Source organism: Pseudomonas acericola (SeqCode) (assembly GCF_053456465.1).
Map to the genome: position 1 here is coordinate 1,199,703 of NZ_JBRFJB010000001.1, position 13,380 is coordinate 1,213,082.

A 13,380-nucleotide genomic window follows, 5' to 3' on the forward strand; every position below is an offset into this window, starting at 1 on the left:
GCAGTCTTGCCCGACCCACCTAACACGCACCTTTCAGCCAGGTGAAGGAACATTTAGGTAGGGCCTGAAGATCGTTTCATCTGTATTCATTTGTTCTACAAAGGGTCGCTCTCCAAGCTTGTGCCCCATCGGACGCATCGTCCTTTTTTTGGAGCCCTGCCATGTCACTTAAACCCTTGTTGTTGATTCCCGCCCTCGGCGCCGTGCTGTTGTTGTCGGCGTGCGCCGGCCCGATCCCGAAGGCGGACCCGAGCGAGGCGTGGATTGGTTTGAAGGAGGAAGCGCCGAATGACCTGATGGCCGAGCGCCTGGATGGCAAGCGCGTGGATGACGGGCGCTTTTTCGAAGTGCCGCCGGGTGCCCATCGGTTGGATGTGACGCTGTACGAAGAGGAACCCGGCGACGACAACCAGCAGGACTGCCAGGGCCGGGTCGAGTACAAGGATTTCAAGGCGGGTGAGCATTACACCCTGGTGGAGTCTAGCCTGGGCACCACCGTGCGGGCATCCCTGATGGATGCGCACGGCAAGGAAGTCGCGGCGACCCAGGACTTCAACTGCATGCCTGGCTAGGCGTGATGCACGGCGGCCTTGAGGGGCTTGGCCGGTTTGACGACGTGGGGGTGATGGTGGCGGCGCGTGATGCGCAACACCCCCCACAACATGGCGCCGGCTACTGCCAGCCAACCGCAGACCAACAGGAAAATCGTTGTTGCAAGGCTCATACGGGCCTCCTTTCGCCCCGATGGGGCATACACAGTCTTCTCAATGGACAGTCTAGCTACCTGACGGTTGCCTGCTATTGACCAATGGTCGAGTCTGTCCAACTTCTTTGCTCTATCCCGGGCCCTTTACTGACGCTTGAGGCTATACCCGCGTGGCGCAGCGCCCTATGATCAGGACCCTTACCGGCAGTTGATCAAGAGAGTAAAAAATTGCGGTTACGGTCGAACGTGAAAACATCCGTGTTGCTGGCCTGCGCCCTCGGGCTTGCGGCCTGTTCCGGCAGCCCCTCGAAACTGCCGGGCCTGCCGGAGCGGGTCGAGCTCAATGGCGTGCCGACCTTTCGCAGCGAGGCTTATCAAAGCGGCCCTGCGGCATTGGCCAGCATGCTGTCGCAACAAGGCATTGTCATGACACCGGGCTTGTTGGATAAGCCGCTGCGCTTGCCCGGTGGTGAGGCGGACCTTGAGCGCAACATGCAGGTGCTGGCGCGTGAGTACGGGCTGATGGTGTATCCGCTGGATAGCCAACTGACGGCGGTGCTGGCCCAGGTGGCGGCCGGTTATCCGGTGATGGCGCGGATTGGCGGAAGCCTGTGGTCGGACGCGCGGTATGTGGTCGTGGTGGGCTTCAATCAGCAGAAAAGCACAGTGTTGCTGCGCTCCGGGATGGACCGACGCCTGTTGATGAGCTTCAGCGAGTTTGAATCGAAGTGGGAGAGCGCCGGGAGTTGGGCGATCCTCACCCAGCGGCCAAGCCAGTTACCGGCCAAGGTCGATGCGCAGCGCTGGCGTGAGGCGGCGAACGCCACGGCCCAGGCCGGGCAGGAGCGGGCGGCGGCGCAGGCGCTGAAGGTGTTGGCGGAAACCAAGTAAGAGACAACAACTGAGATCCAATGTGGGAGCGGGCAAGCCCGCTCCCACACAAAGCAGCTCTCAGAATCTTTTAGCGGCGCACTTCTGCCGCATTCGGACGATTCTTCAGGTTCTTGTCAGCCTTGTAGCGCAACGCCACATCCGGCACCGAACCACTCTTGCCCGTCTCGACCCAATTGCGAATCCGCCCGGCATCGGCGAAGTGGGTGAATTTGCCGAAAGCATCGAGGATCACCAGCGACACCGGACGATTACCCATGCTGGTCACCAGCACCAGGCAGTGGCCGGCCTGGTTGGTGAAACCGGTCTTGGTCAGCTTGATGTCCCAGTTGGCGCGGTTGATCAGGTGGTCGGTGTTGGAGAAACCCAAGGTGTAGTTGGGTTTGCGGAATGAAACGGTCTTTTCTTTGGTGGTGCTCAGTTGGCTGAGCAGCGGGTAATGACGCGCGGCAGCCAGCAGCTTGCTGAGGTCGCGAGCGGTGGACACGTTGTGGATCGACAAGCCGGTGGGCTCTACGTAGTGGGTGCTGGTCATGCCCAGCGCCTTGGCCTTGGCGTTCATCGCCGCGATAAACGCCGGGTAGCCACCCGGATAGTGGTGGGCCAGGCTGGCGGCGGCGCGGTTTTCCGAGGACATCAGGGCGATCAGCAGCATTTCTTTACGCGGCATTTCGCTGCCGATCTTCACGCGGGAGAACACGCCTTTCATTTCTGGCGTGTCCTTGATGTTGATGTCGATGTATTCGTCCATGTTCTGCTTGGCTTCGAGAACAATCAGACCGGTCATCAGTTTGCTCACCGACGCGATGGGCACCACTACGTCGGGGTTGCTGGAGTAGATGACCTTGTTGGTCTGCAAATCCACGAGCATGGCGCTGCCGGAGGCGATTTGCAGTTTGGACGTGTCACGCGGGGCCTGGGTGGTTTCGGCGGCGTGGGCGAAGGTGCCTGTAAGTGCAAAAAATAGGCTGGCGATAGAGAGACGAATTTTCACGCGGATGAACTCGCTAAAAGTAAGGAAATACCGTTGGCAAACGGGTTTTGTGACAAATGCCGTTACATTTTAGGAGTATGGATCAGAAACTGTCGAATGTTCTTCGAGAACCAGACGAAAGTGCTTAAAAACTAAGAAAAAACCGGATTTATTGCGGGCAATAAAAAGCCCCGCGCTAAGGCAGGGCTTTTTTAGCACCGCTGGTTATCAGCCGTGCAGCGTTTCTGCCGCATACAGCGTGTTTTCCAGCAGGCAGGCACGGGTCATCGGGCCTACGCCGCCTGGGACCGGTGTGATCCAGCCGGCACGGGGCAGGGCGGTGTCGTACACCACGTCGCCAACCAGCTTGCCGTCTTCCTGGCGGTTGATGCCGACGTCGATGACGATGGCCCCTTCCTTGATCCACTCACCCTTCACCAGGCCCGGCTTGCCGGCGGCAACCACCACCAGGTCGGCGCGGCCGACGTGGCCGGCGAGGTCTTTGGTAAAGCGGTGGGTCACGGTGACAGTGCAACCGGCCAGCAGCAGTTCCATGGCCATCGGGCGCCCGACGATGTTGGATGCGCCAACCACCACGGCGTCGAGGCCGTACAGGTCCACACCGGTGCTTTCCAGCAAGGTCATGATGCCTTTAGGTGTGCACGGGCGCAGCAGCGGGATGCGCTGGGCGAGGCGGCCGACGTTATAAGGGTGGAAACCGTCAACGTCCTTGTCCGGGCGGATACGCTCCAGCAGCTTGGACGCATCCAGGTGCTCGGGCAGCGGCAATTGCAACAGGATGCCGTCGATGGCCGGGTCGTCATTCAGGCTGTCGATCAGGTCGGTCAGGGCCTGTTGGGTGGTGTCGGAAGGCAAGTCGTAGGCCTTGGAAATAAAGCCGACCTCTTCACAGTCTTTACGCTTGTGCGAGACATAAACCTGAGAGGCAGGATCGCTGCCGACCAGGATCACCGCGAGGCCAGGCGTGCGCAGGCCTTGCTGGCTACGCTCGGTGACTCGTTTGGCGATCTGCTGGCGCAGGCTGGCGGCGATTGATTTGCCGTCGATAAGTTGTGCAGTCATTACGCGTGATTAACCATCGAGAGGGGGAAGAAATGTGCGCGCATTCTCGCATGCCACGGCGTGAGGGCAAAGGCGCTTGGTCTGCAAATTGCCCTAACCCCTTAAATAAAATGAATTTTTTTCAAAAAAGATTTGACGGGTTTCAAGGCCCTCTATACTATTCGTCGCACTTGTCGGGCACAGCCTAGCACTGGTTAAGAAGGTCAAGCAGAATAGATGGTTATTCTGTAAGGCTGGAAGCACTTAGTTTGTAGTCCTAATAGAGTACAGATTAATCAGGCGCCCGTAGCTCAGCTGGATAGAGCATCCGCCTTCTAAGCGGATGGTCGCAGGTTCGAGTCCTGCCGGGTGCGCCATTAGGCAGCTTTGGCACAAGTAGCGTTAGATGGTGGGCGTAGCTCAGTTGGTAGAGCACGGGATTGTGACTCCCGTTGTCGAGGGTTCGATCCCCTTCGTCCACCCCATATTTTGAAAAGGCGCCAGATTAAACGTCTGGCGCCTTTGCTTTAAGAGCTTCAAGCGCGGATGTGGTGGAATTGGTAGACACACTGGATTTAGGTTCCAGCGCCGCGAGGCGTAAGAGTTCGAGTCTCTTCATCCGCACCAATTTCAAGGCGTCGCCCTGCCGCAAGGTGAGGTGAGGTTCAACAAAGAAGATGTTTGAGTTCTTTGTTAATGCAATATGGTGGGCGTAGCTCAGTTGGTAGAGCACGGGATTGTGACTCCCGTTGTCGAGGGTTCGATCCCCTTCGTCCACCCCATATTCGAAAGGCGCCAGATTTAACAGTCTGGCGCCTTTTTTGGTTTTAGCGGTGCAGATTTTCGGCGGCTGCAGGTTCTGGGTCGCACGGCTAGGGCGCTTCATCGTATTTATGTGTCTCGATGATGCTGCACTGCCTGCCAGCCCTGCTTGCAGGGTGGGTCGTCAGGGTGCGAATGACGATCTCTTCTATATATAGAAGGGGCGGCGCAGAGCCCTGGCGTGATGGGATGTATTTGTCACCGGGGCGAGGTGCATCCGTGCCTTCGTACCGATAAATTGCCGGCTGTTTTCGGGCATATTTCCAGCAGGGTGACTTCTTGAGTTTGACCCTCTAGAATGCATGCCCTTGATTGGGGTCGGAAATGGCCGGCTAACGTCTGTGCAACGAGGAATATCCATGCAAGTTTCTGTTGAAAATACTACTGCTATCGAGCGCCGCCTGAGCATTTCCGTGCCGGCAGAGCGTGTTGAGACTGCGGTCAACAAGCGTCTGCAGCAGACTGCCCAGAAGGCCAAGATCGCTGGTTTCCGTCCAGGCAAAGTGCCGATGAGCGAAATCAAGCGTCGTTTTGGTGCCGATGCGCGCCAGGACGCTGTGGGTGATGTGATCCAGGCTTCCTTCTACGAAGCCGTAGAAGCGCAGAACCTGAAGCCAGCTGGCTCGCCTTCCATCGAGCCTAAGTCCCTGGAAGCTGGCAAGGACCTGGAATACGTAGCCGTATTCGAAGTCTTCCCAGAGTTCGAAGTTGCCGGTTTCGAAGGTATCGCCGTAGAGCGCCTGAGCGCTGACGTGGCTGATGCCGACCTGGACAACATGCTGGAAATCCTGCGCAAGCAGAACACCCGTTTTGAAGTGACCGATCGCGCCGCTCAGAACGAAGACCAACTGAACATCGATTTCGTAGGCAAGGTTGACGGCGAAGTATTCGCTGGCGGCTCCGCCAAGGGTACTCAGCTGGTGCTGGGTTCCAACCGCATGATCCCTGGCTTCGAAGACGGCCTGGTTGGCGCCAAAGCCGGCGAAGAACGTGTTCTGAACCTGACTTTCCCTGCTGACTACCAGAACCTGGACCTGGCTGGCAAAGCTGCCGAGTTCACCGTGACCGTCAACAGCGTTTCCGAGCCTAAGCTGCCAGAGCTGAACGAAGAGTTCTTCGCTCAATTCGGTATCAAGGAAGCGACCCTGGAAGGTTTCCGCACCGAAGTTCGCAAGAACATGGAGCGCGAGCTGCGTCAGGCGATCAAATCCAAGGTGAAGAACCAGGTGATGGACGGCCTGTTGGCTGCCAACCCGATCGAGGTGCCTAAGGCCCTGCTGTCCAACGAAGTGGATCGCCTGCGCGTTCAAGCCGTTCAGCAGTTCGGTGGCAACATCAAGCCTGACCAACTGCCGGCCGAGCTGTTCGAAGAACAAGCCAAGCGCCGCGTTGTGCTGGGCCTGGTAGTGGCCAAAGTGGTCGAGCAGTTCGACCTCAAGCCTGACGAAGACCGCGTTCGCGAAATGATCCAGGAAATGGCTTCGGCCTACCAGGAGCCTGAGCAGGTCGTGGCTTGGTACTACAAGAACGACCAGCAGCTGAACGAAGTACGTTCGGTTGTGCTTGAAGAACAAGTTGTGGATACTGTTCTGCAGAAGGCTAAGGTGACCGATAAAGCGGTCTCTTACGAAGAAGCAGTCAAACCGGCGGAAGCAGCACAAGCCGACTGATTGTCCAACTCGTTGGAAATACAACCATAAGCCAGCCTCGCGCTGGCTTATGCGTTTTCAAGACATGACTATTTGGGAGTAACTGCAGAGCATGTTCCGTAATTCCTATATTCAGCAGAACTCTGATATCCAGGCCGCTGGCGGCCTGGTCCCGATGGTTGTCGAGCAGTCTGCTCGTGGCGAGCGCGCCTATGACATCTACTCGCGTCTTCTCAAGGAGCGAGTGATTTTCCTGGTCGGCCCTGTAGAGGACTACATGGCCAACCTGATCTGTGCGCAACTGCTGTTCCTTGAAGCGGAAAACCCGGACAAGGACATCCATCTCTACATCAACTCCCCAGGCGGTTCGGTAACGGCGGGCATGTCGATCTACGACACCATGCAGTTCATCAAGCCAAATGTGTCGACCACCTGTATCGGCCAAGCCTGCAGCATGGGCGCATTCCTGCTGACCGCAGGTGCCGAAGGCAAGCGTTTCTGCCTGCCTAACTCGCGTGTGATGATTCACCAGCCACTGGGCGGTTTCCAGGGCCAGGCATCGGACATCGAGATTCACGCCAAGGAAATCCTCTTTATTCGTGAGCGTCTCAACACGCTGATGGCCAAGCACAGCGGTCGCACCTTGGAAGAAATCGAGCGCGACACCAATCGCGACAACTTCATGAGCGCCCCAGCCGCACGTGATTACGGGTTGATCGACGCTGTGATCGACAAGCGCCCCGCTTAATATAAGCCGCTCAAAATAGGGCTGGTCGGCATGTCCGACCACTTGCGGGCTTGAAAAAGCCCGCATAAGCCTTCATCTTGTGTTGCAAGCCTATCGGATTTGGATCGAACGAATGACTGACACCCGCAACGGCGAGGACAACGGCAAGCTGCTCTATTGCTCCTTCTGCGGCAAAAGCCAGCATGAAGTGCGCAAGTTGATTGCCGGCCCCTCGGTGTTTATTTGCGACGAGTGCGTCGACCTGTGCAACGACATCATCCGCGAGGAGGTGCAGGAAGCCCAGGCCGAGAGCAGTGCGCATAAATTGCCTTCGCCTAAAGAAATCAGCGGCATCCTTGATCAGTATGTGATTGGTCAAGAGCGTGCAAAGAAGGTTCTGGCCGTAGCGGTGTACAACCACTACAAGCGCTTGAACCAGCGTGACAAGAAAGGCGACGAAGTTGAACTCGGCAAGAGCAACATCTTGCTGATCGGTCCTACAGGTTCGGGTAAAACCCTGCTTGCAGAAACCCTCGCTCGCCTGCTGAACGTTCCGTTCACCATCGCCGACGCCACCACCCTCACCGAGGCTGGCTACGTGGGTGAAGACGTCGAGAACATCATTCAGAAACTGCTGCAGAAGTGCGACTACGACGTAGAGAAAGCCCAGATGGGTATTGTCTACATCGACGAAATCGACAAGATCTCGCGCAAGTCCGACAACCCGTCGATCACCCGGGACGTTTCCGGTGAAGGCGTGCAGCAAGCCCTGTTGAAACTGATCGAAGGCACGGTCGCTTCCGTACCGCCACAAGGCGGCCGCAAGCACCCGCAGCAGGAATTCCTGCAGGTTGATACGCGTAACATCCTGTTTATCTGTGGTGGCGCGTTCTCTGGCCTCGAAAAGGTTATCCAGCAGCGTTCTACCCGTGGCGGCATTGGTTTCGGCGCGGAAGTACGCAGCAAGGAAGAAGGCAAGAAGGTGGGCGAGTCCCTGCGTGAAGTCGAGCCTGACGATCTGGTCAAGTTCGGTCTGATCCCGGAATTCGTTGGCCGTCTGCCGGTCTTGGCAACGCTGGACGAGCTGGATGAGGCTGCGCTGATTCAGATCCTCACCGAGCCGAAGAACGCCCTGACCAAGCAATACGCGAAGCTGTTCGAAATGGAAGGCGTGGACCTCGAGTTCCGTACCGACGCGCTCAAATCGGTGGCCAAGCGGGCACTGGAGCGCAAGACCGGTGCACGTGGCCTGCGTTCGATCCTCGAAGGCGTATTGCTCGACACCATGTACGAAATCCCCTCGCAATCCGAGGTGAGTAAAGTGGTGATCGACGAAAGCGTCATAGAAGGTAAGTCCAAGCCACTGTATATCTACGAAAACAGTGAGCCGGCTGCCAAGGCTGCGCCTGACGCGTAAGCGTTTGGCGGTTGCTTTACAAACAAGGGGCCTCTAGGGGCTCCTTTGTTTTTTGTATCGGTTTTAGCTGTAGGACTTTTCCTGCGTTTAACTGCTGGCATTGAGCTTGTTTTTTTCGCAAGCAGCCCCCATCTTGGCTTCAAGCTTATTTTTCATCTGTCATAGAGGCGAAATCATGAAGACCACCATTGAATTGCCTCTCCTGCCGTTGCGTGATGTCGTCGTCTATCCGCACATGGTTATCCCGCTGTTCGTGGGGCGCGAGAAGTCTATCGAAGCCCTTGAGGCAGCGATGACGGGCGACAAGCAAATCCTGCTGTTGGCCCAGAAGAATCCTGCTGATGATGATCCAGGCGAAGACGCCCTGTATCGTGTCGGCACCATTGCCACTGTCCTGCAATTGCTCAAGCTGCCTGATGGCACCGTCAAGGTGCTGGTAGAAGGCGAGCAGCGCGGTGCGGTCGAGCGCTTCATGGAAGTGGACGGCCACCTGCGTGCCGAAGTCGCGCTGATCGACGAAGTCGAAGCCCCGGAGCGCGAGTCCGAAGTCTTTGTACGCAGCCTGCTCTCGCAGTTCGAGCAGTATGTGCAGTTGGGCAAGAAAGTCCCGGCTGAAGTCCTGTCCTCCCTCAACAGCATTGATGAGCCAAGCCGCCTGGTCGACACCATGGCTGCGCACATGGCGCTGAAAATCGAGCAGAAGCAGGACATCCTCGAAATCATCGACCTGTCCACCCGTGTCGAACACGTGTTGGCGTTGCTGGATGCCGAAATCGACCTGTTGCAGGTTGAAAAGCGCATTCGTGGTCGTGTGAAGAAACAAATGGAGCGCAGCCAGCGCGAGTACTACCTGAATGAGCAGATGAAGGCCATTCAGAAAGAACTCGGCGACAGCGAGGACGGCCACAACGAAATCGAAGAGCTGAAAAAGCGCATCGATGCCGCAGGCCTGCCCAAGGACGCACTGACCAAAGCCACTGCCGAGCTGAACAAGCTCAAGCAGATGTCGCCGATGTCGGCTGAGGCCACTGTGGTGCGCTCCTACATCGACTGGCTGGTGCAAGTGCCGTGGAAGGCGCAGACCAAAGTGCGCCTGGACCTGGCCCGCGCCGAAGACATTCTCGATGCCGACCACTATGGCCTCGAAGAAGTCAAAGAACGCATCCTCGAATACCTTGCCGTGCAAAAGCGCGTGAAGAAAATTCGTGGTCCGGTATTGTGCCTGGTCGGTCCACCGGGTGTGGGTAAAACCTCCCTGGCCGAGTCCATCGCCAACGCCACTAACCGCAAATTCGTACGCATGGCCCTCGGCGGCGTGCGTGATGAAGCGGAAATCCGTGGCCATCGCCGTACTTACATCGGTTCGATGCCAGGAAGATTGATTCAAAAGATGACAAAGGTGGGTGTACGCAACCCGCTGTTCCTGCTCGATGAAATCGACAAAATGGGCAGCGACATGCGTGGCGACCCAGCGTCGGCGTTGCTGGAAGTGCTCGACCCCGAGCAGAACCACAATTTCAACGACCATTACCTGGAAGTCGACTACGACCTGTCCGACGTAATGTTCCTGTGCACCTCCAACTCCATGAACATTCCGCCAGCCCTGCTGGACCGGATGGAAGTGATTCGTCTGCCGGGTTACACCGAAGACGAAAAGATCAACATCGCCGTCAAGTACCTCGCGCCCAAGCAGATTTCGGCCAACGGCCTGAAGAAGGGCGAGATCGAATTTGAAGTCGGCACGATCCGCGACATCGTCCGTTACTACACCCGCGAAGCCGGTGTGCGTGGCCTGGAGCGCCAGATCGCGAAGATCTGCCGCAAGGCGGTCAAGGAGCATGCGCTGGAAAAACGCTTCTCGGTGAAGGTCACGGCCGACTCCCTGGAGCACTTCCTCGGCGTGCGTAAATTCAGCTACGGCCTGGCCGAGCAGCAGGATCAAGTCGGTCAGGTCACTGGCCTGGCGTGGACCCAGGTGGGCGGCGAGTTGCTGACCATCGAAGCTGCGGTGATCCCAGGCAAGGGCCAACTGATCAAGACCGGTTCGTTGGGTGATGTGATGGTCGAATCCATCACTGCCGCGCAGACCGTGGTGCGCAGCCGCGCCAAGAGCCTGGGGATTCCCCTGGACTTCCACGAGAAGCACGACACCCACATCCACATGCCGGAAGGGGCTACCCCGAAGGATGGCCCTAGCGCGGGTGTAGGCATGTGCACGGCCTTGGTGTCGGCATTGACGGGTATTCCTGTGCGTGCGGATGTCGCCATGACCGGCGAAATTACCCTGCGCGGCCAGGTATTGGCGATCGGTGGCCTGAAAGAGAAACTGCTCGCGGCTCACCGTGGCGGTATCAAGACCGTGATCATTCCCGAAGAGAATGTTCGCGACTTGAAGGAAATTCCTGACAACATCAAGCAGGATCTACAGATTAAACCGGTTAAATGGATTGACGAGGTCCTGCAAATTGCGCTGCAATACGCGCCGGAGCCCTTGCCGGATGTGGCTCCCGAGATAGTCGCAAAGGACGAAAAACGCGAGTCTGATTCCAAGGAAAGAATTAGCACGCATTAATGCGAATAAGCCTGGGGGCTTCCTTGACAGCTTTTTAGAGCCCTTGTTATAAAGCGGCTCTTATAAGTGTCTGTAGGCCATTCAGCACTGGTTTTTGCTTTCACCAAAAAACTTAGAATCATACTCAATAGATATATAAGGGGACTTAGAGTGAACAAGTCGGAACTGATTGATGCTATCGCTGCATCCGCTGATATCCCGAAAGCTGCTGCTGGCCGTGCGCTGGATGCAGTAATCGAATCCGTCACTGGCGCTCTGAAGGCCGGCGACTCCGTAGTACTGGTAGGCTTCGGTACTTTCTCTGTGACTGACCGCCCAGCTCGCACTGGCCGTAACCCACAGACTGGCAAAGCACTGCAAATCGCTGCTGCCAAGAAACCAGGTTTCAAAGCCGGTAAAGCCCTGAAAGAAGCTGTTAACTAAGCTTCGATCCAGCCTTTACCTACCCGGGTCGAACGCAGGTTCGACCTGGCAGCGGAGCGGCAGCAGACCCACGTATCCATCGGGTCGCCAAGCCGGGGGGTAGATTCAAACCCCCGTCCGCTCCGCCAGTTGCGAGAAGGCGCATCCTTGGATGCGCCTTTCTTATATCCGTACTCTACCCACGCTCCACGGTTGCCAATTTTTGAAGTTCAACCGTTTCTGGGGGACGCATGCTGCAAAATATCAGGGACAATTCACAAGGCTGGATTGCCAAGACCATTATCGGGATCATCGTCGCGTTGATGGCGTTCACCGGTATCGAAGCCATTTTCCAGGCTTCCGGTAACAACAAGCAGGACGTGGCCAAGGTCAACGGTGAAGAGATCACTCAAACCGAATTGAGCCAGGCCGTCGACATGCAACGCCGTCAGCTGATGCAACAGCTGGGCAAGGATTTCGACGCTTCGCTGCTGGACGAAAAACTGCTGCGCGAAGCGGCCCTCAAGGGTTTGATCGATCGTAAGCTGTTGCTGCAAGGTGCTGCGGATTCCAAGTTCGGCTTCTCCGAAGCAGCACTGGACCAGACGATCTTGCTGACGCCTGAGTTCCAGGTGGACGGCAAGTTCAGTCCTGAGCGCTTTGATCAGGTGATCCGTCAGCTGGGCTACAGCCGTATGCAATTCCGTCAGATGCTGACTCAGGAAATGCTCATCGGCCAGGTGCGCGCAGGTATCGCCGGCAGCGGTTTTGTCACCGATGCTGAAGTGCTGGCATTCGCCCGCCTGGAAAAGCAGACCCGTGATTTCGCCACCGTCAACATCAAGGCCAACCCGGCTGCGGTGAAGCTCACCGACGACGAGGTCAAGGCTTATTACGACCAGCACGCCAAAGAGTTCATGACCCCGGACCAGGTGGTCATCGACTATCTGGAATTGAAGAAGTCGTCCTTCTTCGACCAGGTCACCGTCAAGGACGAAGAACTGCAGGCTGCCTATCAGAAAGAAACCGCCAACCTCGCTGAACAGCGTCGTGCCGCGCACATTCTGATTGAAGTCAACGACAAGGTCACCGAGGCGCAAGCCAAGGCCAAGATCGAAGAGATCCAGGCGCGCCTGGCCAAGGGTGAGAAATTCGAAGCCCTGGCCAAGGAGTTCTCCCAGGATCCAGGTTCTGCCAACAACGGCGGCGACCTCGGCTTTGCCGGCCCTGGCGTCTACGACCCGGACTTCGAAACCGCCCTGTACGCGTTGAACCAGGATCAGGTCTCGGCACCGGTTCGCTCGTCCTTCGGTTGGCACTTGATCAAGCTGTTGGGCGTTGAAGCACCTCAAGTGCCATCGTTTGCCAGCCTGAAAGACAAGCTGACCCGCGAGCTCAAGACTCAACAGGTCGAGCAGCGTTTTGTCGAAGCGACCAAGCAATTGGAAGATGCGGCGTTCGAGGCCTCCGACCTGGCTCAGCCGGCGTCCGACCTGAAGCTGACCGTGCACACCTCCGCGCCGTTTGGCCGTGAAGGTGGCGAAGGTGTTGCGGCCAACCGTGCCGTGCTCACCGCAGCGTTCAGCCCGGAAGTGTTGGATGAGGGTGCCAACAGCACCGCCATCGAACTGGACCCGGAAACCATCATCGTGCTGCGTGCCAAAGAGCACCTGAAGCCTACGCAACTGCCGCTGGAAAGCGTAGCAGCCGCGATTCGCGCACAGATGACCAAGGAACGTGCCAGCGCAGCGGCCAAGGCTCACGCTGACGAGTTGATCGCCAGCCTGCGTGAAGGCAAGACGCCATTGACCCAACCGGTCGATGGCCAGGCGTGGAAAGTGACTGAAGCGGCCAGCCGCAATCAGGAAGCGATCGACCCTGCCGTGCTGCAAGCCCTGTTCCGCATGCCTAAGCCTGCGGCCAAGGACAAGCCGACCTTCACCACCGTGACCCTGGCTGACGGTAGCCTGGTGATCGTGCGCTTGAACGGTGTCAATGAAGCGGTTGCCCCAACGGACGAAGAAAAGGCGCAGATCCGCCGCTTCCTCGCTTCCCGTGTGGGCCAGCAAGACTTTGCTGCGTACCGCAAGCAGTTGGAAAGCCAGGCGGATATCAAGAGGTTCTGATAGTCGCTTGAACAAAAAGCCCCCGGCCTGAAA

Annotated in this window: 11 protein-coding genes and 4 tRNA genes; 12 read left to right on the top strand and 3 right to left on the bottom strand. The window is 57.4% G+C overall.

Annotation, left to right across the window (positions count from 1 at the left end; translation table 11 throughout):
• Positions 1-161 precede the first annotated feature (161 nt).
• Positions 162-572 (top strand): PA0061/PA0062 family lipoprotein, encoded by a 411-nt coding sequence (locus tag ACU688_RS05495; protein ID WP_448183948.1) that lies wholly within the window; start codon positions 162-164, stop codon positions 570-572.
• Here the strand turns inward: ACU688_RS05495 and ACU688_RS05500 are convergent.
• Positions 569-724 carry a hypothetical protein gene (locus ACU688_RS05500; protein ID WP_017736932.1) on the bottom strand — a complete coding sequence of 52 codons (156 nt, stop codon included), beginning with the start codon at positions 722-724 and terminating at the stop codon, positions 569-571. The genes ACU688_RS05495 and ACU688_RS05500 overlap by 4 nt on opposite strands.
• 210 nt (positions 725-934) lie before the next feature.
• On the opposite strand from ACU688_RS05500, the gene ACU688_RS05505 reads away from it, so the two are divergent.
• Entirely contained in the window at positions 935-1,597 is a 663-nt protein-coding gene (locus ACU688_RS05505) for a peptidase C39 family protein (protein WP_448183949.1), read from the top strand.
• A 70-nt stretch (positions 1,598-1,667) separates the two neighbouring features.
• Here ACU688_RS05505 and pbpG read toward each other — a convergent pair whose 3' ends face one another.
• Both pbpG and folD read right to left on the bottom strand, forming a co-directional pair.
• Entirely contained in the window at positions 1,668-2,591 is a 924-nt protein-coding gene (gene pbpG, locus ACU688_RS05510) for a D-alanyl-D-alanine endopeptidase (protein ID WP_017736930.1), read from the bottom strand.
• A gap of 207 nt (positions 2,592-2,798) precedes the next feature.
• The gene (folD, locus tag ACU688_RS05515) at positions 2,799-3,653 is read right to left on the bottom strand and encodes a bifunctional methylenetetrahydrofolate dehydrogenase/methenyltetrahydrofolate cyclohydrolase FolD (RefSeq protein ID WP_207043375.1); all 855 of its coding nucleotides are present in this window, start codon (positions 3,651-3,653) and stop codon (positions 2,799-2,801) included.
• A 279-nt stretch (positions 3,654-3,932) separates the two neighbouring features.
• On the opposite strand from folD, the gene ACU688_RS05520 reads away from it, so the two are divergent.
• From ACU688_RS05520 to ACU688_RS05565, 10 genes are all read left to right on the top strand, one after another.
• A tRNA-Arg gene (locus tag ACU688_RS05520) sits at positions 3,933-4,009 on the top strand.
• 32 nt (positions 4,010-4,041) lie between these two features.
• Positions 4,042-4,117: transfer RNA gene (locus ACU688_RS05525), tRNA-His, on the top strand.
• Positions 4,118-4,174: 57 nt separating this feature from the next.
• A tRNA-Leu gene (locus ACU688_RS05530) sits at positions 4,175-4,259 on the top strand.
• Between the two features lie 79 nt (positions 4,260-4,338).
• Positions 4,339-4,414, top strand: a tRNA-His gene (locus tag ACU688_RS05535).
• Positions 4,415-4,813: 399 nt separating this feature from the next.
• Positions 4,814-6,124, top strand: coding sequence for a trigger factor (gene tig, locus ACU688_RS05540; RefSeq protein ID WP_257782771.1), 1,311 nt, complete (start codon positions 4,814-4,816; stop codon positions 6,122-6,124).
• 91 nt (positions 6,125-6,215) lie between these two features.
• On the top strand, positions 6,216-6,851 hold the full coding sequence (clpP, locus tag ACU688_RS05545; RefSeq protein WP_448183950.1) for an ATP-dependent Clp endopeptidase proteolytic subunit ClpP: 636 nt from the start codon (positions 6,216-6,218) through the stop codon (positions 6,849-6,851).
• A 112-nt stretch (positions 6,852-6,963) separates the two neighbouring features.
• The gene (gene clpX, locus ACU688_RS05550) at positions 6,964-8,247 is read left to right on the top strand and encodes an ATP-dependent Clp protease ATP-binding subunit ClpX (protein WP_017136464.1); all 1,284 of its coding nucleotides are present in this window, start codon (positions 6,964-6,966) and stop codon (positions 8,245-8,247) included.
• 175 nt (positions 8,248-8,422) lie between these two features.
• Positions 8,423-10,819 carry an endopeptidase La gene (gene lon / locus ACU688_RS05555; RefSeq protein WP_124528857.1) on the top strand — a complete coding sequence of 799 codons (2,397 nt, stop codon included), beginning with the start codon at positions 8,423-8,425 and terminating at the stop codon, positions 10,817-10,819.
• A gap of 135 nt (positions 10,820-10,954) precedes the next feature.
• Positions 10,955-11,242, top strand: a complete 288-nt coding sequence (locus ACU688_RS05560; protein ID WP_221034285.1) for an HU family DNA-binding protein — start codon at positions 10,955-10,957, stop codon at positions 11,240-11,242.
• Between the two features lie 230 nt (positions 11,243-11,472).
• Positions 11,473-13,347, top strand: a complete 1,875-nt coding sequence (locus ACU688_RS05565) for a SurA N-terminal domain-containing protein (protein ID WP_448183951.1) — start codon at positions 11,473-11,475, stop codon at positions 13,345-13,347.
• The last annotated feature ends 33 nt before the right edge of the window (positions 13,348-13,380 follow it).